The following is a 20,672-nucleotide window of genomic DNA, read 5'->3' on the forward strand; positions in this document are numbered from 1 at the left end:
AGGCAAGAGGTCATAATGGCTCGATACACCCTATGGAACCGGGTCATAACCACCGGCACACCACGGGTTACATCGCAACACTCGCTTGAGGGCCATGAGGCTGCCTTTGGCCACACCGTATCTATCAATGGCCGTCATGGCATATTGCGAACATGTCGGTTCGAAGCGACACGACCTCCCCAGAATGGGCGAGAGCACGAGTTGGTACACCCTAATCAACAACTTGGCGGCCGTCACCCCAGGTCGGTGAATCCTCATGGAAATTTGCAATCTTTTTAAAAATTCCTTCGAGAGCTGAAAACAGTAGCTTATTGGTGCCGCCTGCCGCCTCTTTTTTGCCTATTACATGAATATCCCAATGGTTTTTGAGTAGATGGCGGTTTTGACGAAAAAACTCTCTAGTGAGGCGCTTTATTCGATTCCTGGTCGCGGCGTTGCCGACTTTTCGGCTGACGGTAATACCGATTCGACATCTCTCTTTTTCATTGACGAGAAAATAGGCGATGAAATGCCGATTTCCGGTCTTTTTGCCCGCATTTCCGACACGAAGAAATTCCGATCGCTCGAGCAACCTGTCAGCTTTGCTGAATGTATGCCTTGCTACCGTAATAGTCTTTTCCTATACCATTACACCCGATTGAACAATCCGGTCGCTGTGGGTCCAAGAGAAGTGGGGCGTCTGGCCTGCTACAGCGCCAAACGTTTGCGACCCTTCGCACGGCGACGGTTGATCACGGCGCGCCCGCCTTTAGTGGACATTCTCTTTCTAAATCCGTTCGCCCGTACTCTTTTGATTTTGCTGGGTTGATACGTTCTCTTCATGATTAATTTCCCTCGTTGTCACGTTACCATTGGGATGCAAGATCCATCGCCCAAATATTTTCAAACAAAACGTATTGTTATCCAAAATACAAGTTCAGAAACCGTGAGATTAACCATAACCATTCAAACTTGTCAATATGGAAAAACCGGTCGCGGTGATTCTAACTGAAAGCCATTCATTAAACGGGGCGTGAATGGCGCAGGAGGTCACTTGCTCTACTTAAAACCGCCAACCCGTGCTCACAGCGAAAAATCATTCAAGCGACCTTAGGTATAAGCTTCCAGCACATCGAACTCTTCAAGGTGAAAAGTCGTTTCGGGATAGATGGTCACTTGTCGCCCGATGCTTTTTTCCAGGGTGGCGATGATATGGTTTTCCTCGCCTAGCAACAGTTCTGCGATTTGCGGATGGACTTTTAAAGTCAGTCCACTGCCGATCATGTCCCTGCTGTTCCGTAAGATCTCTCGATGGATGTTGTAGCAAATGGTTTTCCTCGAGAGAAGATGGCCTTCTCCTTCACAGTAATAGCAGGGTTCGCAAAGCTGCCGGGTCAATGGCTTGCGAATGCGTTTGCGCGTCATCTGGATCAACCCCAGATCGGACATGGGCAGAATGTGGGTCTTGCTACGATCCTTGGCAAAGGCCTCGCTCAACGCGTTGAAAATCTTTTCCTGGTTAGCGCGTTTTTCCATGTCGATAAAATCAATGATGATGATGCCGCCGATATCCCGCAGCCGGATCTGGTAGGCGATCTCCTTGACGGCTTCGAGATTGGTCTTCAATATCGTCTCCTCAAGATTGTGTTTGCCCACATATCGTCCGGTGTTCACATCGATGGCCACCAGAGCCTCGGTGTGTTCGATGACAATATAACCGCCGGACTTGAGCCACACCTTCTTTTTCAGAGCCCTGAAAATGTCCCCTTCGAGGTTGTAATAGTCAAAAATCGGCTCACTGCCTTCGTAAAGCTCGACGGAATCCTTAAGGTTCGGAATAAAGGTGTCCAAAAAGCTTAGAATTTCCTGACATCCCCGACGGGAGTCGATGATCAACTTCTCGGCTTCATGAACCAATAGATCCCGCACCGCCCGTAGGCTGATGTCAAGCTCCTGGTGAATCAGATTCGGCGCGTTGGTATTGTGGAATCTCTTTTGAATACCAGCCCAAAGATTGAGCAGAAAGGTCAACTCCTGGCCAATTTTCTTGGAACCGACCCCTTCGGCGGCTGTCCTTACGATCAGACCGATTTTTTGATCGCCCCGCAACGCAGTCACCATCTCTTTCAAACGCAGGCGTTCGGCCTCATCTTCGATTCGGCGCGAAATACCGATATGATTCGAGTTGGGCATCAAAACCAGGAATCGTCCAGGCAGGGATATGTGACAGGTGATGCGGGCCCCTTTGCTGCCGATGGGTGTTTTGGCCACCTGAACCAGCAACTCCTGACCCTCGGAAATCAGATCGACAATGTTACCGACCCCTTTTTGGCCGGAGACTGCTGCGCTTCCGCTATCGCCGTCGATTTCCGGCCTCTTGAACTCCTCGTCGCCGCTGTCGAGCCCGTTTTCAAGGTAAGTTTCACCGAACCCATCCAGACTATTGGGAACGATATCATTGACATATAAAAAAGCCGCCTGCTGCAACCCAATGTCGACAAAGGCGGCCTGCATCCCGGGTAAAACCCGCTGGACACGCCCCTTGTAGATATTTCCGGAACTATCGGACGCCCCCTGCCTCTCGATGAACAGCTCCGCGATATTGCCATCCTCGATCAGCGCCACCCGCGTTTCATGTGGCATATCATTGATAATAATTTTTTTGCTTGTCATAACCTACCAATTTTATGCGTGTTTTTATACTTCTACCCCTTTTGCGGGGCGATGTCAATTGTTGTGCAACGATGACTTATCCAACCGGACCACCCGGATGCCAGCGGCATCCTCCTCTTTTAACGAAAAGACCTGCTGCAAAACGACTCCAGGACGAATCATATGGGGCGGCATTCGCTTGATCGCCAGATAAAGGGTTTGGGGGCCGCGAACCTCGATGCTTTTGACGCAATCCTTTAGATCGATCACGCGAACCCGCCCCTTTCCGGTTTTGCGTTCGTAAGGCCATTGGCTGCTTTGGACGAATCGTTCGATCAGATCGAGGTCGATGCTGCGCGGATCGATAAAGACGTTGTAGTGATCCTCATCGGGCTTGAATTTATCCTTGCGTCCGCCGATCCGCCGACATCCGGTCAGACGAATACCTTCCGCCAATTGGGAATTGATACGGGCCATCAATACCTGTTCGTCATAGGGGACCGCCGTTTTCACCCACATCCGTTCGGCTTCGCTCTCCATCCCGAGGGGCAGTGGATTATCGAAAGAAATCTGAGGGATCGGATGAAACCCCTTGGAATAGATCAGCGCCAGGTCGAGGCGACGCAGGGCGGCGGTCATGATTTTGATAATTTCCAAATGCCCAAAAAACCGCGCCGGCCCCATTTTGGTCCACACCATTTCGTATTCCACCGGCTCGGAACGGTCTTTTTCGGCTTCGCCAGCCACCTCCGCTTCCGTTTCCCGGTTCGCGGGACCCTCCTCAAAAATGCGCGGCCGAATGGTGTCGAAATCACACACACCGCATTGTTGACATGGGCCATTGCGGCAATCCAGCAACCGTTCGCCATTGAGTGCCGCGTGCAGTTGCTCTCTCAAAAACGCCTCGGTCACACCCGAATCCATATGTTGCCAGGGCAGCGGTTCGTCCAGTTGGCGTTCCCGCTCCGTGAAAAACCGAAAATCCAGCCCGCACGCCTCGATGGCCTGCTGCCAACGTCCGAAATCAAACCAGTCGCTCCAGCCATCGAAGGTGCAGCCCATGCGCCAGGCCTGTTCGATCACCTCCGCCATTCGGCGGTCTCCCCGTGCCAACACCCCTTCCAGCTCGCTCATTCTCGGGTCCTGCCATTTGAATTGCACGCCGGGACGTCGCAGTTTGGCAGCGAGGTGTTCCATTTTGGCTCTGGACGCATCGATTGAAAGCTGGGAGGCCCACTGAAACGGCGTGTGCGCCTTAGGTATGAAGGTGGTCACACTGACGTTGATCTGTCCTCGCCTCTGGCGCGGACCTTTAATCTGTTTGAGGGCCTGGACCATGTCGACAATGGCGTCTGTATCTTCTTCGGTTTCGGTGGGCAGGCCGATCATGAAGTAGAGTTTGATGACCCGCCACCCGAGCTCGAAGGCATGGGCTACGGTTTTTTCCACATCCTCGAAACGGATGTTCTTGTTGATCACATCCCGCAACCGCTGACTGCCCGCTTCGGGGGCGATGGTAAAGCCGGTCTTGCGTACCTTTTTTATAAGGGACATCAAGCGGGGGGTGAGCGTGCCGGCACGAATGGACGGCAGCGAAACGGCGACCCGATCCGACTGGCAACGCTGCATCAGCGCCTCCATGAGCGGTACCAGGCGCGTATAATCGCCGGTGCTTAACGAGAGCAGCGACAATTCGTCGTAGCCTGTGGACGCCAGAGATGCGTCCACCAGATCGAGAAGGTTCTGCGACGATCGTTCGCGAACCGGCCGATAGATCATGCCCGCCTGGCAAAAGCGGCAGCCGCGCGTACATCCGCGCGATATCTCCAGCCGCAGCCGATCGTGGATCGGCTTGCCGAAGGGCACGATTGGTCGTTGGGGGAAAAAGGCACGATCCAGGTCGGCGACGATGGCCCTTCGGATGGTGCCTTGATCGGCATGCTTCGGCGTCAATGTTTGAAAACCCCGGCGATCGTACTCGGCATGAAAAAAGGATGGAATATAGACCCCCTGGATTTGGGACCACCGCTCCAGCAGCCGGCGTCGGTCGCCTCCTCCCGCATCTTTCCAGGCGATCCATTCGGCTGCCATTTGAGGCAGGGCCTCTTCTCCATCGCCAAAGAGCATGGCATCGAAAAATGGCGCCATGGGTTCCGGATTGCTGATACATGGACCACCGGCGATGATCAACGGGTGATTGCCATCACGTTGCCGGGCGTAAAGGGGAATTCCGGCGAGGTCGAGCATGTTGAGTACATTGGTGTAATTGAGCTCGTAGAGCAGACTGACTCCGATGACATGAAAACGGCTCAAAGGGGTCTGGGTTTCGAGGCTGCACAGGGGCACCTGCCGCTGACGCAATAATTCCGCCATGTCTCTGGCCGGGGCATAGACTCGCTCTACCGCTACTTGGGGGTTTTGATTGAGCAGATGATAAAGAATCTGAATGCCGAAATGAGAGGTGCCGATCTCATATAGATCCGGAAAGGCAAGGGCCATGTGGAGCTTGACATCCGAAGGGTTTTTGACGCATCGATTGACCTCGGTGCCTAGGTAGCGGCTCGGCTTTTCGACGTTGCCCAAGAGATCTTGAATGCATGTGGTTCGCATGATATGAACGCTCTAATTTACCGTTGATGTTGGTCCAATTATTGGAGAAAATTGAAAAAAATGGTATTTTTGGCAGACTTTGGCCCTCAAAGCAAGCCCAAAACCGGCCTCATCCTCACCCTGGTTCTCCTGGCGGTCGTTTCGGCCTTGCCGGCCTGGGCATTCGATCGACAAACCCCGGTGGTCCAGGCGGTTCAAAAGGTTGGTCCGGCGGTGGTCAATATCAGTTCGGAATACCAGGTCCACAATCGGCCCAATCCCTTTGGCGGAAATCCACTGTTCGACAATTTTTTCCGAGACTTTTTCGAACAGCAACCCCAAAAACGGGTCAGTTTGGGATCTGGTGTCATCATCGACGGCCGGCGCGGTTTCATTCTGACAAATGCCCATGTCATCGAACGCAGCACCTCGATCAAGGTGACGCTGCAGGACGAACGCCAATTCGACGTGCGCATCGTCGGTGCGGATCCGGATTCGGACCTGGCGGTCCTGCAGATCAACACCGACACGGCGCTGCCGGCCATCGAGATGGGCAATTCCGACGACATCATGATCGGTGAAACCATCATCGCCATCGGCAACCCTTTCGGTTTTTCGCACACCGTGACCACCGGCGTGGTCAGTGCCGTCAACCGCAGTATCAACACGGACGACCGCGTCTTTCACGACTTTATCCAGACCGATGCCTCCATCAATCCGGGCAACAGCGGCGGTCCACTGCTCAATATCAATGGCGAATTGATCGGCATCAACACGGCCATCTACGCCAAGGCCCAGGGGATCGGCTTTGCCATTCCGATCAACAAAGCCAAACGCATCATCGCCGACCTCATTCAGTACGGCCATGTCATGCAGGCCTGGATTGGATTGGTGGTCCAGGATCTGGACAGCCGTATGGCCGCCTATCTCGGCCTTCAGAATGTCAACGGCGTGGTGGTTACCCAGGTCGAAGAGGATAGCCCGGCCGCCCGGGCCGGACTGGAAAGCGGCGACCTGATCACCGCCGTTGGCCGCCGCAACGTCACCTCGGTCGACGACTATTATGCGGCGGTCCGTGCCCTTTCGACCGGTGAGACGGTTGACTTTTCGACCCTGCGAGACGCCGTCGGCAAACGCATCTCAATCAAGACGCGCACCTATCCCCGCGAGCGCGCAGCGGAACTGTCCTGGCGACGTTTGGGAGTCAGGGTTCAACCGGTGGATCAGCGCATTCGCCGCCAGTTCCGCATTCTATCGGATCGCGGGGTCGTCATCACGGAGGTGCGAGAAGGATCCCATCTGTCTCATATCGGCGTGGCAGCGGGTGATGTCATCGTCCAACTCGACGACCAAACCATTGGCACGATCGACGAATTCAGCGATGCAGTGATCAAGTCGCGGCTGAAATCTTCCGTTCTGCTCCTTGTTCAGCGCGATGACCGGGTGTATTATCTAACCGTCCGATTGTCGCCATAGCCGCTTACCAGGAGAATTGCCGTGCAGCGGACCAAGATTACACAACTATTGAAGCGCACCGAGCCCTCGGAAAATATACGTGTCCAGGGATGGGTGCGCACCCGTCGCGACGCCAAGGGCTTTTCCTTTATCGAGTTGAACGATGGTTCCTGCCTCGCCAACCTCCAGATCATTGCAGACCAGACATTGCCCAATTACGACGACCTGATTCACCAGGTGACCACCGGCACGGCTTTGACCGTTCAAGGCCAGCTGGTACCTTCCCAGGGCAAGGGGCAGCAGTGGGAGCTTCGGTCCACCGCCATCGCCGTCCTCGGGTCTGCACCGGAAGACTTTCCTCTCCAAAAAAAGCGCCACAGCGACGAATACCTGCGTACCATCGCCCATCTGAGGCCCCGCACTAATAAATATGGCGCCGTTTTTCGTATTCGTTCCGAACTGGCATTTGCAGTTCATCAATTTTTCCACGAGCGCGACTTTCGCTACGTGCATACCCCTATTTTGACCGCCTCGGACTGCGAGGGTGCCGGTGAAATGTTTCGCGTCACCACGCTGCCTCCCGGCAAAACATCCGTGGCGGATGATTTTTTCGGTACCGAAGCCAACCTCACCGTGTCCGGACAACTGGAGGCCGAAATGCTGGCCCTCTCCCTGGGCGATGTCTACACCTTCGGTCCCACGTTTCGGGCCGAAAATTCAAACACACGCCGGCATGCCGCAGAGTTCTGGATGGTCGAACCCGAAATGGCCTTTTGCGATCTCGAACAAAACGTGGCCATGGCCGAAACGTTGATCCGGTATCTCACCAACCATGCATTGACCCACTGTTCGGCCGATATAGATCTCTTTGCCCGATTCGTGGACAAAGATCTCATGAAAAAACTCGACCTCCTGGTTTCATCGGAGTTTGTCCGCATTCCCTATAAAGAGGCATTGGCACAGCTCGAGCATAGCGGTCATGCGTTTGAATATCCGGTCTCTTATGGCCAGGATCTACAAAGCGAACACGAACGCTATCTCACCGAACGGGTTTTTAAACGACCTGTTTTTGTCTATGACTTTCCCGAAAACATCAAACCGTTTTACATGCGGCTGAACGATGATCAGGAAACCGTGGCATCGATGGACCTTCTGGTACCCGAAATCGGTGAAATCATCGGAGGGAGCCAGCGCGAAGAGCGTTATGATGTTCTGGTCCGACGCATGGAGACCATGGGACTTTCAAAAGACAACTATTGGTGGTACCTGCAATCCCGGCATTACGGAAGCGTACCCCACAGCGGATTCGGTTTGGGATTTGAAAGACTCATCATGTTGATGACCGGCATCAGTAATATCCGGGATGTGATTCCCTTTCCGCGGACACCGAAAAACATCTCCTTCTAAGGGTCGTTCGATCAAACACGCAAACATCTGAGTTTGGCCAGATCCTCGGCATAACCATACAGGTGCAGCCCTTTGCTCTCCACGATCATTTCACCGTCTTTGACGCCGATGGCGTCGGCCATATAGGTTTTCAGGTTTTGAATACCGGCCAGGTTGGCCGGCAGCCCGCCCCAAAGGTCCCAAGAACGAAAATAGACGAAAAAATTCAGTGTATCGTCCTGGATGCGGGTGTCGATAGACCTCAAGCAGGGTGGATCGACCAGTGTGACATCCGATGGATGAGCGATTTGCAGCACCATCTGATTGTTGCGATGACCATGACGTTTATAGGTATCGATGATCCATTCTATCTGATTGAGGTAAAGTCGGCCATCCTCCTCGAAAACGATCCTGCCGTCGATATCCCTTAGATCGATAATCTCTTTATTCTCTGATTTCCACCATTTCAATTTATCGCCGTTGATGGGTACGCGGGTCAAGCGTTCACCGTAGGTATAGGATTCTCCGGGCTCCTTGTGACCGGTCATGAGATACTCGATATAAGATCGCTCGTAACCCTCTCCGCCGTATATATATGCCTCTTCCACCGGGTTAGGGATACCGCAGGCCGGTGGAATATCCGGTATCAGCGGGTGGGTGCCCGGGTAAAGCACGTGACCCGTAAAATAGTCATATTCGAGTCGCGTCTGTCCTGCATAAGAACCCCTGTCGATAGTAAAACGTCTGCCGTGATCCAATATGTCGTGAACCGCTTGAAACCATAGGTCCGGGAGATCGCGAGCCTTGATGTGGTGTATGTGCATCCCTGATTCTCTCTTTGGTTAGCAGTGGTCGTTGATTTGAGAAAAATAGTATTTTCAGAAAAAAAATAGAATCGAATTATCGACTATGTCGAACAAAAAAAAGAACTGTTTTTCGCTTGACAGCATTCCTTATCTGTGCGAAAGGTCAGCTGCGCTTGCAATTCCGTTCTATTCTTCCTCATTTTCCTTTTGAGTTGTTACAATTGGTCCTGAACTGAAGCTGGAGTGGTATGTACTGACTTGACTGAAAGCGCACCCTATTCAGAACCCCTAAGGTCCGGCCGCAGACCTTAGGGGTTCGCCTTTTAAAGGTGCCGCTTTTTTTACCAAAACAGTCCTGTGAGCCACTCCTGGCTGGTCCTTATATATCCAGACTGCTGACTTCCAGTGCGTTGTTTTGAATGAACTCCCGGCGAGGTTCGACCTGGTCGCCCATCAGGATGGTGAAAATCTCATCCGATTCCACGGCGTCTTCGACCCCCACCTGCAGCAGTACCCGCTTCTCCGGATTCATGGTCGTTTCCCAGAGTTGCGTGGGATTCATTTCTCCCAAACCTTTGTAGCGTTGAACCGATATTCCTTTTTTTCCCTCTTCGATGAGGTATTTGAGCAAGTCGCGCTTGTTATCAAACGTGCTGCTCGGAACATCCCCTTCACCACTCTTGACAACAAATGGGGGATAGTTGTTCTCCATGATGATTTTTCCGGCGCTGACACACTTTTGATACTCTGTGGAGTATATCAGTCCTCGACCGACCCTTACCGTTTGCACGGTTTTTCCAGCAATCGTGCGGTGAATGGCAATCTCGAAGACCCCCCGTTCTTCATTCCACTCCGGCGTCTGTGCATCAAACCCCTTTTCTTTCAAATGGACGCAAAGTTTTTCCATGCGTTCCCGGTCCTGTAAAAAAAACTTGTCTTCCACTTCCTTTTCGACCAGCAAATCCACCAAATCCTGGGATATGCCTTGATGTTCCAGTTTGTTTATAGATTCATAGTACTCGGACAGGTTACCGGCGAACAAATAGAGCGTGTGGTTGGTCAGCTCTTTCTGACCTTCATTCACCACAATTTTGAGTTTTTCGCAGATCTTTTTCAACAAGAAGTCATTGAATTCCTGCTCGTCCTTGAGATAGGTTTCATTTTTGCCTTTACCCAGTTTAAACAGCGGTGGTTGGGCGATATACAGATACCCATTATCGATAATTTCAGGCATCTGCCGGTAAAAAAAGGTGAGCAACAACGTGCGGATATGAGATCCGTCCACATCCGCGTCGGTCATGATGATCACTTTCTTGTAGCGAATCTTTTCGATGTCATATTCTTCACTGCCGACACCGGTGCCCAGAGCTGTAATGATATTTTTTATCTCTTCGCTTTGTAGAATTTTATCGAAACGGGCCTTTTCGACGTTTAAAATTTTACCCTTCAACGGAAGGATGGCCTGAAATTTCCGGTCTCTTCCCTGCTTGGCCGAACCGCCGGCGGAATCCCCTTCCACGATGAAAATTTCGCGCAAATTCGGATCGGAAACCTGGCATTCGGCCAATTTTCCCGGAAGTGAGGCATCGATTAAAGATCCTTTGTTTCTGGCCAGATCTCGGGCCCGTTTGGCGGCATCCCTGGCTCGGGCGGCGTCCACGGCCTTGGCGATGATCTTTTTGGCGACTGCGGGATTTTCTTCCAGAAACGTGCTCAGTTTCTCGTTGACCAGCGACTCGACCAACCCTTTTACTTCGCTGTTTCCCAGTTTGGTCTTAGTCTGGCCTTCGAATTGGGGGGACTTGATCCTTACGCTGATGACGGCGGTCAACCCTTCGCGCACATCATCGCCACTGATTTTTCCACTCAGATTTTTTGGTACATTGCCGTTGGTGCTGTATTGATTCAGCGACCGGGTCAGCGCCGTCTTGAATCCTATGAGATGAAAACCGCCTTCTATCGTATTAATATTATTTGCAAAAGAAAAAAGATTTTCTGTATAGGTATCGTTATATTGAATCGCTACTTCGATTTGGGTGTCGTTGCGTTCCCCCTCGATGAAAATGGGCGGATGCAAACCGACATGGCGGCGGTTCAAATATTCGACGAACGAGACGATGCCTCCTTCATAGAAAAATTCATCGCGTTTATCAGAGCGTTCATCTTCCAGGGTGATCCGTACCCCTTTGTTCAAAAAGGCCAACTCCCTTAAGCGGCGCGCCAGAATCTCATAGTTGAAATCGACACTGTTAAATATCGTGTCATCCGGCAGGAAACTAATCTTGGTCCCGCGTCGATCGGTTTCCCCAATCATGGTCAACTCGTTGATTTTTTGACCTCTCTCGTAAGATTGAGAATATATTTGACCGTCCTGGTAAATCTCTACATCCAACCGGGCAGATAGCGCATTGACTACGGATACCCCAACCCCGTGAAGACCTCCCGATACCTTGTAATTGTCGTTGTTAAACTTGCCACCGGCGTGCAGTTTCGTCAAAACCACTTCCACGGCAGGTACATGTTCACTCTTATGAATTCCCACCGGAATGCCGCGGCCATTATCGACCACACTGACCCTGTTGTCTTTGTGAACACTGACATCGATCCGGTCGCAGTGTCCGGCCATGGCCTCGTCGATGCTGTTATCCACCACCTCATAGACCAGGTGATGAAGCCCGGCCACATCGACATTCCCGATATACATGGAGGGCCTGAGGCGAACGGGCTTCAAACCTTCCAGGACATCAATACTACTGGCATCGTATTTTTTTTCCATACGTTTACTTAGACCCTCATTGGCATAATCGCACTTAAATAAGATTTATCTTCCACCCCATCCACAAGGCAGGGTTTGTCGTCACTGACAATATTGACCAGAATATTTTCATCATCCACACCCGATACCGCTTCGATGAAAAACTTTGGATTAAACGCCGCCTCGATCTTGTCACCATCGAATTCGATGCTCATCGCTTCCTTGGATTCACCGATATCCGGGTTGGTGGCGTTGATCGACAGGCGCCCCTCTTCAAAAGTGAATATGGCGGCACGGTAATTCTCCGTACAAAGGATGGACATGCGTTTGAGCATCTGGACGAAGAGATCCTTTTGCATGGGAATGCGATGTCCCGTCTGCCTTGAAATCAAATCGGCATAGGGAGGAAACTGGCCTTCCAGCAACCGGACGGCAATCGTCTCGCATGCACCTTTGACAATAAAATAACTGTCTTGCAAACCGACGTGGACCGTACCGCCGCTATCCAGGAATTTACTGACTTCGTGCAACCCTTTTTTGGGCACCAGGACTCCCGGTCCCTCCCAGGAAATCCCTTTATCTGCAAGGCTCAGATCGAACCGCGAAAGACGGCTGCCATCTGTCGAGACCATCCGGATGGTCCCGGTATCGGCACGGTTGATGCGTTCGAACAGAACTCCGTTGATATGGGGTTTTTTATCTTCTCCGATCCCACTGATCATGGTTGATTTTTCGATCATGCGTTTAAAATCGGCAGCCGGCAACTCGAACAAGTCGACATTTTCAAAAACCGGCGTATCGGGAAAATCTTCGGCGTTCATCCCCATCAAGTGATAATGCACCTTTTTATCACTGATGTTGATCCAGCGGTTTTCGGTCTCATCGATCAAAATATCGGAACTGGGGAATTCACGGCAGATTTCGTAAAATTTCCGAGCACTGATGGCAATGGTACCGGATGTCTCCACGATAGCCGGCAGAGATCCTTCGAAACAGGTTTCAAGATCAGTGGCTTTCAGATGAACGTTTGCGTCCGAAGTCGTGATCAAAACACATTCGGTAATCGCCAGATTGCTGCGTCTTCCGGTTAGCCCCTGGATTTTCCCCAACACATCCACAATGTCGCTTTTCTTGATCGTAAACTTCATCTTTTTCCCCTATTTTTTTTTATTTAAAGAATGTTGTTATTAATAGGGACGGTGCAAACGTTGATATTATATATAATGTTTTACTTTTACTGTATTTTTTATTGTTATGAATTGTTCACAACGCTGTTTATAATAGTTCAACAACCTGCCGTTTTTGAATAGTAAGCATTTTATTGTGGATAACGACGAAGTTTTGAACACTCTTTGATCAACACCCTGTCAATAACTTTTGATCTGCTGTTACCTTTTGGTTGTGACCCTTGGGTGCAGCGATTGTCGGAACGTTCATCCTACTCAGGCGTCAGCCATTTTTTCATTCCCGGAATGATCAACTCCTGCCATTGGGCGGATAGTCGGTTTTTTATAAATATCTGAAACAACTTATCGATTAACTGAAATGGCTTCTCATAGAGATAGATTTTTTCCAGGATTACGCCTTCTTTATCATCCGCCGATTCCATGGGGCCGGTTTCGGGCAGCTTCAAAGCTGAAAAACTCAGGTTTTCGCCTTTTAGCGCAAATTGCCACTCCAAAGTGCCGCTCTTGTATATCAGATGCATATCGGTGATCAGTGCGCCTTTTCGCAAGGCCAGGAGAGCTTCTTCCAACCCGGCGGCATCGCCTTTGATGGCGATGTTTTCCTTTCCGTTGGCCAGCCGGTTTTCCAACACCATGCGGTTACCCACATCCAAGTCCAGAAAATCAGGGTCGCTCCTACGCAGGGTTTCCATATCGTTTTCGATGGAAAACCAGAGCCAGGTCAAAAATTCATTTCCAAGGAATCGGTAACGATTATAGGCAACGGCGATATCAAGCATCGGTGGTGATCAAACCTCTTCTTCGGTGAAGGCCAGTTTTTCCAGTACATCGCGCTGGTCATTGGTGAGAGATGTATCGAAGAAAGCCATGGTATAAGGAATCATTCGTACCAGGTGAAGACCGAACGCTTTATGAAAAAGGGTTTCGAGCTGTTCGTTGGCGCTTTTCAGATTCGAAAAAAACCAGACGATGCCGGCTTCGTATTGCCAGACCACATCATAAACACTGGGGGTGGCGGGTATTTTTTGGTTCAATCGCTGTACGATCTGATCTTTCAGGGCCTGCTTTTCATCTTTGGAGAGAAATTCACGTTCCAGGGCCTGTAAGCGTTTGGATGATTCGCCGGTGTAATATTTCTGAAACAATTTCGGTGGAATGGATTTCTTGTCGATACGCAATGAAAAGACCACATGCGTGCCGATCAGAAAACGGGATCCTTCGAAATCCGGTTCGAACGGATTATGATAACTGGTCCATCCGACGGTCGCGTCGGAGGGTTGACCATCGATATCGGTAATCGCATAGCGTTTGAGTCCGTCCGCGATCGCATCTATAATAGGGTGTTCCAGTTGACCTTCCACCCGGTACCGGGTGGCCGAAGTCGTTGCTGACAATAAGCCCATGATCGTCCTGCAAATACCATATAGTGTAGTGGTTATCAATAAAAACGACTAAATATAGCTGTTTTAACTAAATAAAACAAGCTGTTTTTAGGGTGTCGATTCGTGTGACGGTTGACAACCCGGACCATATATTCATAAGTTGAATGCAAGAAACAGCAATTGCGAATAAATGGGATCACTTGCCGATCCTCCCCGTAACACTATCCAACCCGATTTTTTTGAAAGTGAAAATGATGAATAAACAACAGGAAATATCACGGCTATCGGCCATTCTTGATATGGCCCCGGAGCTCAAAACCATCCTTACCTCCGATCAGCAAAGTGATGCCAAAAAGAGAGCCATTCGTCATTGGTTGTCATTACAACTAGCTGAAACTTATGAGGAAAACCCTGATATCCCCCCACTGGAGTATATTTTGAGGCGCGATGCCATTGATGTGTTTCGCAAAATCATATCCGAGCGAAACGAAAACCTGGCCGGCTACAGCATGATTGAATATATTGAATCCTTATTGTCGAATTATGCCAAGAAACCGGCTGATCATCCATCGCCGGCATTTCTGGCCGAGTTGGAGCATTTGATCAAAGGGATCTCCGGGAAATCCGGAATATATACAGATAAAATACCGGCCTTCACCAAACATGAAGGCGTCAAGGCCGCCAAGTTGCGCTCCAAAGACCTGTCACGGTTGGCGCAGGCTGCCCAGCACCACATGCAAAGTTATGCCTGCGGCCTCGACAACGAAGCTGTTAGAAGAAGAAGTAGAAATAAATACAGAATATTGAAATTCTTTAACGCCACAGACCTGGAATGGGAGAAGTGGCAATGGCATGTGCGGCACATCATACGAGATGCAGATACGCTGCGCTCGCTCATCAAGCTGACCGACGATGAGTATGAAGCCGTCCGCCTGGCACGCCAGCATCGCATCCCATTTGGCATCACCCCCTATTATCTTTCCCTTTTGGATAATGAAACCGGCGGCAAGAGGGACCGCGCCGTGCGCGCCCAGGTCATTCCCAGTCTGCACTACGTCCGCAGCCTGGCGGCGCTCAAACAACGGAACGACCGCTCCATGGATTTCATGCTCGAGCGCAACACCTCACCCATCGAAGGTATCACCCGACGATACCCCAATATCTTGATTCTCAAACCGATCCTGACTTGCCCGCAAATCTGCGTCTATTGCCAGCGCAACTGGGAAATAGAGGATGTCTATTCCCCCCAGTCGGTGGTTTCCAAATCCAAGCTCGATGCGGCGATCGACTGGATCGCCGAGACACCCGAAATCAACGAGGTCCTGGTGACCGGTGGTGACCCTTTCCTGCTTTCCAACAAGCGGATCGAGGCCTTGATGGCACGACTGGCCGCCATTCCACACATCCTTCGCATCCGTATCGGCACCCGGACGCCGGTCACATTGCCGCAGCGAAGCAGCGACGCCCTGGTGCGGGCTATCAGCCGGTATCATATTCCCGGCAAAAGGGAAGTGATTATCGTGACCCATTTTGAGCATCCTTACGAAATCACCCCCCAGGCCATGCAGGCCGTTCAGCAATTCCGGCGATTCGGTATGGAGGTGTATAATCAGCTTGTCTTTACGTACTATAATTCGAGAAAATTCGAGGCGTGCCTCCTGCGCCAGAAGTTGCGCCTGATCGGTGTGACGCCTTACTACACCTTCAATACCAAGGGTAAGGAGGAGACCGACGATTTCCGGGTGCCCATCGCGCGACTGGAACAGGAGCAAAAGGAAGAGGCCCGGTTGATGCCCGGTACCGTGCGCACCGACGAGATCGTCTTTAATGTGCCGGGCTTGGGGAAAAACTATCTCAAAGCCTCTCAGCATCACGACATCATTTCGGTCATGCCGGATGGCAAGCGGGTCTATGAATTCCACCCATGGGAGAAGAAGCTTTCCCTGGTCGACACCTATGTGTATCAAGATGTCCCGATCTACGATTATCTGAAACGGCTCAAGGCCGACGGTGAGGACGTCGCCGATTACAAGACGATCTGGTATTATTACTGATCATGACATTCATCGCCGATTTTCATATCCACTCCAAATATTCGCGGGCCACGTCCCAACAACTCGATTTGGAGCATCTTCACATCGCCGCCCAGATAAAAGGCATCCGGGTCATCGCCACCGGCGATTTCACCCATCCGGGCTGGTGGGAGGAGATCACCGCCAAACTGGTTCCGGCCGAAGAGGGGCTTTTCGCTCTCGATCCCCAGATTGCCGCCGCATGCGATGAACAGGTCCCCGCCAGCTGCCGCCAACCGGTACGGTTCATGCTGGTCACCGAGATCAGCAACATCTATAAAAAGGGGGACCGGACGCGCAAGAACCACAATCTCGTGTTCATGCCCGATCTGGCGGCCGCCCGGGAGTTCAACCAGAAACTGGACCCTATCGGCAATATCCGTTCGGACGGCCGTCCGATTCTCGGTCTCGATGCCCGCAACTTACTCGAAATCGTATTGGAAACATCCGACGAGGCTTATCTGGTGCCGGCCCATATCTGGACTCCCTGGTTCTCCCTGCTCGGCTCTAAATCGGGCTTTGACAGCGTCCAGGCGTGCTTTGAAGATTTGAGCGATCACCTCTTCGCCGTGGAAACCGGCCTCTCTTCGGACCCGGCCATGAATTGGCGCGTGTCCGGCCTGGATCGTTTTACCCTGATCTCCAACTCGGATGCGCATTCTCCGGGCAAACTGGGTCGCGAGGCCAACCTGTTGGACGTCGAGCTGGGTTTTGGGCCCATTCGACACGCCCTCGAGACCGCGGCGCCCGACCAATTTATGGGAACCCTGGAGTTTTACCCGGAAGAGGGTAAATACCACGTGGACGGCCATCGCAAATGCAACTTTCGGTGCCAGCCCGAACAAACGCGCACACTCAACGGCATCTGCCCGGTATGCGGCAAGCCACTGGTATTAGGGGTCCTCTATCGCGTGGAGCAGTTGGCCGATCGGGAATCCGGCCTTCAACCACCCAAAGCTAGACCCTACGAAAGCCTGATTCCATTAGAGGAGATCCTGGCCGAAACTTTTCAGACGTCCGTGACCACCAAACGGGTTCAGCAGGCCTGCCAGCGCCTGATTCGGCGCCACGGCAGCGAATTCGATATCCTGCGAAACGTGCCGATCGAAGAGTTGAGTCAAAATGGCATCGCCTTGTTCGCGGAGGCGGTCGCGCGCATGCGCGAGGGCCGGGTCATTTTCGATCCGGGATACGACGGGGAATTCGGACAGGTGCGCCTTTTCGAGCCTGACGAGCGGCGCGAGCTGTGTGGTCAGACATCGCTGTTCGCCATAGCGGATAGTGAATGCCGCCAGGCAAAGGCTATCAAAGAAAACCGACCGGCAGCAGACTGTGCCGACGACGAGCCACCGCCTACAGATGGCATCATCAGGGGGCCGACGGCGTCTTTGGCGGAAAACGTTCTTTTAAACAGCGCCCAACAGCGGGTTGTCGACCATCCAGGGGGTGCCTTGATCGTCGCCGCGGGCCCCGGAACCGGCAAGACACGCACCATCACCTGTCGGATGGCCGCCCTGATTCGTGAGCGGCAAGTCCCGGCCGACGCGATCCTGGCGGTGACCTTCACCAACAGGGCCGCACGAGAGATGGCCCAGCGACTGAACGCCATGCTCGGTCCCGGCTCGCAGAGGCCGTTCATCGCCACATTCCATAGCTTCTGCCGCCACCTCTTGCAGGAGCGCGACCAATTTGCCGAGTACGGGCTGGCCGATGACACCGTGCGGGGAGCGATCCTGGCCGATGCCACGACGCAGGTAAAAGAGGCCAATCCAGCCTGCCAGGTCACCCTGGCCAGGGCGATCGATTTTGTGGTGAGTGCCAAACAGCGACTCGTGAGACCCGATGGGGACTTGACGCCGCTGTTGCCGAGCGGCTCGGACGTCGATCCGTTGAGGGATATCTATCGCGCGTATCAGCGGTTGCTGGCGTTGCAGCAACTGCTCGATTTTGAGGATTTGATCCTGGAGGTGGTCGATGCGCTGGAAACCGACGCGGCCTGGTGTCGGCACCTGCAGGAGCGGTTTACCCACATATTCGTGGATGAGTTCCAGGACGTCAATCACGGCCAGTACCGGCTGATCAGGCTTTTGGCCCCGCCGCAGGCCCATATCTGCGTCATCGGCGATCCAGACCAGGCCATCTATGGCTTCAGAGGATCCGATGTCCGCTACTTTTCACGCTTCGCCGAGGATTATCCAGGCGCACAGCGCATCCGCCTGGTTCAGAACTATCGATCCACCGATGCGATTCTCAGGGCCGCCTATCAATCCTTGAAACGCAACGGCGAATCGGCCGATGGCGAACGGGAGACGACATATTCCCTGCGTCAGGGAAAACTGACCCTCACCATTCTTGAATCCGCATCAGCGCGCGCCGAGGCCGTGGCCATCGGCCGATGCATCGAGCAGATGGTGGGCGGCACCGGCTTTCACGCGATCGATTTCGGCAAGGTCCAGGACAAAAAAGAGGATCGCAGCTTTTCCGATTTTGCCGTCCTTTTCCGCACCAACGACCAGGGTCGGCTTATCGACGAGGTGCTGCGGAAGGCCGGTATTCCCTGTCAGTTCGTCAGCAAGGAGGTGCTGACCCAACAGCGCGGCATGGTAAAAATAATGGCGCTCCTGCGTGTCATATCCTCGCGCGGCAGCTATGCGGACCTGTGCCAACTGAACGATATCGTCACCCCCGGGGTCGGCCAGGACACCCTGAACGTCTTTAAGACGTGGGCGTATGCCCTCGGGTTGCCTCTGGAACGCGCGCTGAACAGCGCCATACGGTTGCCCATCCAGGGTCTGTCCACCGCTCGGCAGCAGCGGCTGGTCGATCTGATTCGCCGGGTACAATCCTTGAGAAATGAGGGTTCAAACCTGAGTGTTGCCGAGATGATCGAACGGATATTGGCCCGCACGATGCTGGCCCATCAGATCGATCCCCGGGAGCGCCAGGACCTGCTTTCGCTTGCCGCCCATTACGATGGCGATCTGCAGGCTTTTTTGGACGGTCAGGTGATGCGGAGCGACACCGATCTGTATCGGCCCGAGGCCGAGCGCGTGGCGCTGATGACCATGCACGCCGCCAAGGGTTTGGAGTTCGCGGTGGTATTCATCGCCGGCTGCGAAGAGGGTCTGGTGCCCTATATCCCGCCCGGCCAGGCGGCATGCGATGTGGAAGAGGAGCGCCGCCTCCTGTTCGTGGCCATGACCCGTGCCAAGGAGCGCCTCTATCTATCGTGGGCACGCAAGCGCACGCTCTACGGTAAGACCGAAGCGCGGCGGCCCACCTCCTTCTGGGAGCCCATCGACCCGAAGCTCCTGGAGCGCCTTTCTCAGCCGGTCAAAAAGGCCTCTCCACAACAGCTCTCTCTGTTTTGATCGCGTCCGAACACCAGGATACAACCGATCAATTTGTACTGGACAACCCAGGACCTGCGTGGCAATATCGGTTCGTTTTTTCAGCACCGACCGATGATGGATTCGAAAAAAAGATGAGCCACACCGTCATCCAATTCAATGGACATGAACGCCTGCTTGCAAAGGTAAAGGGCTATCTGCACGCCATGGACAAACTGATTCAAGACGGTGATCAGGCCATGGACCTGCTGATCAAGGCGCTGGATGTCGCCGATGATGAAACCAAACTGAAAATTGTTTTGCTGTTGGGTTCCATGGGCTCTGCCCGGGCCGTCTGGCCGCTCTATCGACTGATGACCGATTTGAACCAGAACGATACGATTCGGCACGCCGCCGCCTCCCAATTGAGCCTGGTGGGCGCCATGACCAAGGACCATGGCGCCCTGGTGGACAACCTCATCGCCGATCTGGGCTATCATCATGCGGCCGTGCGCGCCGCCGCCGCATTTGCCTTGGGATGGGAGGGAAATCAGCGGGCCGTGGGGCCCCTGGTCGACGCCCTCTGCGACGTGGATCCTGAGGTGCAGCAGGCCGCTGTCGGCGCCTTGGCCAATATCGGCGATGAGCGCCTTTTCGACGTTCTGGCCAATGCCATGTGGCGAAGCACCAAGGAGCAGCAACGCTGCATCTTGTATCACCTGAGCTGTTTTAAATCGCACCACAAAGAGGTGATCGAAATCTGTGCCCACTACCTGGGGCAGGGCGATGCCGACCTGCGTTACGATGCCTTGGTGGTGTTGGACTCGGTGTGTGGCACCCAAAAACCGCTGCACCTCTATCTGCAGTGCCTGGAAGATCCGGATCAAAGAATCCGAGAGCAGGCCCTGGTTTACCTGGCCGGCGCCGACAGGGGACAACTGAGACGAAAAAATATGGATCTATGTGTGCTTCCCCTGGTTCAGGATGCCTCTCCCGTCGTTCGACAGGCCGCTTTGCGGCTCCTTAACCACATCGGTCACGGCCCCGTGCCGGTATAGCCGCACCGACACGCGCATCCAA

At 52.9% G+C, this 20,672-nt stretch carries 15 protein-coding genes; 5 read left to right on the forward strand and 10 right to left on the reverse strand.

From position 1 onward, the window contains the following. Positions 1-30 precede the first annotated feature (30 nt). The 5 genes from yidD to DFT_RS23545 form a co-directional block, all read right to left on the reverse strand. A complete protein-coding gene (yidD, locus tag DFT_RS25330; RefSeq protein ID WP_076750843.1) occupies positions 31-258 on the reverse strand; it encodes a membrane protein insertion efficiency factor YidD in 228 nt (75 codons plus the stop codon). Continuing rightward, complete coding sequence (gene rnpA / locus DFT_RS23535) at positions 212-571, reverse strand: ribonuclease P protein component (RefSeq protein ID WP_054033922.1); 360 nt, start codon at positions 569-571, stop codon at positions 212-214. The genes yidD and rnpA overlap by 47 nt, the downstream gene beginning before the upstream one ends. A gap of 116 nt (positions 572-687) precedes the next feature. After that, positions 688-822 (reverse strand): 50S ribosomal protein L34, encoded by a 135-nt coding sequence (rpmH, locus tag DFT_RS25335; protein ID WP_076750845.1) that lies wholly within the window; start codon positions 820-822, stop codon positions 688-690. A 267-nt stretch (positions 823-1,089) separates the two neighbouring features. Continuing rightward, positions 1,090-2,622, reverse strand: coding sequence for an Rne/Rng family ribonuclease (locus DFT_RS23540; protein WP_235506313.1), 1,533 nt, complete (start codon positions 2,620-2,622; stop codon positions 1,090-1,092). 84 nt (positions 2,623-2,706) lie between these two features. Further along, entirely contained in the window at positions 2,707-5,241 is a 2,535-nt protein-coding gene (locus DFT_RS23545; RefSeq protein WP_054033926.1) for a TIGR03960 family B12-binding radical SAM protein, read from the reverse strand. Between the two features lie 60 nt (positions 5,242-5,301). On the opposite strand from DFT_RS23545, the gene DFT_RS23550 reads away from it, so the two are divergent. Both DFT_RS23550 and asnS read left to right on the forward strand, forming a co-directional pair. Continuing rightward, complete coding sequence (locus DFT_RS23550) at positions 5,302-6,696, forward strand: Do family serine endopeptidase (RefSeq protein ID WP_076750871.1); 1,395 nt, start codon at positions 5,302-5,304, stop codon at positions 6,694-6,696. A gap of 21 nt (positions 6,697-6,717) precedes the next feature. Beyond that, positions 6,718-8,082 carry an asparagine--tRNA ligase gene (gene asnS / locus DFT_RS23555; RefSeq protein WP_054033930.1) on the forward strand — a complete coding sequence of 455 codons (1,365 nt, stop codon included), beginning with the start codon at positions 6,718-6,720 and terminating at the stop codon, positions 8,080-8,082. An 11-nt stretch (positions 8,083-8,093) separates the two neighbouring features. Here asnS and DFT_RS23560 read toward each other — a convergent pair whose 3' ends face one another. The 5 genes from DFT_RS23560 to rdgC all read right to left on the reverse strand — a co-directional run bounded on the left by DFT_RS23560 (position 8,094) and on the right by rdgC (position 14,212). Beyond that, on the reverse strand, positions 8,094-8,885 hold the full coding sequence (locus DFT_RS23560; RefSeq protein WP_054033933.1) for a thymidylate synthase: 792 nt from the start codon (positions 8,883-8,885) through the stop codon (positions 8,094-8,096). Between the two features lie 361 nt (positions 8,886-9,246). Beyond that, a complete protein-coding gene (gene gyrB, locus DFT_RS23565) occupies positions 9,247-11,643 on the reverse strand; it encodes a DNA topoisomerase (ATP-hydrolyzing) subunit B (protein WP_054033935.1) in 2,397 nt (798 codons plus the stop codon). A gap of 8 nt (positions 11,644-11,651) precedes the next feature. Then, positions 11,652-12,770: a DNA polymerase III subunit beta gene (gene dnaN / locus DFT_RS23570; RefSeq protein ID WP_054033937.1), complete on the reverse strand. Its 1,119-nt coding sequence runs from the start codon at positions 12,768-12,770 to the stop codon at positions 11,652-11,654. Between the two features lie 290 nt (positions 12,771-13,060). Further along, the gene (locus DFT_RS23575) at positions 13,061-13,588 is read right to left on the reverse strand and encodes a hypothetical protein (RefSeq protein WP_054033939.1); all 528 of its coding nucleotides are present in this window, start codon (positions 13,586-13,588) and stop codon (positions 13,061-13,063) included. A 9-nt stretch (positions 13,589-13,597) separates the two neighbouring features. Further along, positions 13,598-14,212, reverse strand: a complete 615-nt coding sequence (gene rdgC / locus DFT_RS23580; RefSeq protein ID WP_054033941.1) for a recombination-associated protein RdgC — start codon at positions 14,210-14,212, stop codon at positions 13,598-13,600. A gap of 416 nt (positions 14,213-14,628) precedes the next feature. Here rdgC and DFT_RS23585 point away from each other — a divergent pair, with 416 nt between their 5' ends. From DFT_RS23585 to DFT_RS23595, 3 genes are all read left to right on the forward strand, one after another. Continuing rightward, entirely contained in the window at positions 14,629-16,245 is a 1,617-nt protein-coding gene (locus tag DFT_RS23585) for a KamA family radical SAM protein (RefSeq protein WP_235506314.1), read from the forward strand. A gap of 2 nt (positions 16,246-16,247) precedes the next feature. Then, positions 16,248-19,634 (forward strand): UvrD-helicase domain-containing protein, encoded by a 3,387-nt coding sequence (locus DFT_RS23590; protein ID WP_054033946.1) that lies wholly within the window; start codon positions 16,248-16,250, stop codon positions 19,632-19,634. A gap of 113 nt (positions 19,635-19,747) precedes the next feature. After that, entirely contained in the window at positions 19,748-20,650 is a 903-nt protein-coding gene (locus tag DFT_RS23595; protein ID WP_152972129.1) for a HEAT repeat domain-containing protein, read from the forward strand. Positions 20,651-20,672: the final 22 nt, after the last annotated feature.

Source organism: Desulfatitalea tepidiphila, from assembly GCF_001293685.1.
GTDB classification, from domain to species: domain Bacteria; phylum Desulfobacterota; class Desulfobacteria; order Desulfobacterales; family Desulfosarcinaceae; genus Desulfatitalea; species Desulfatitalea tepidiphila.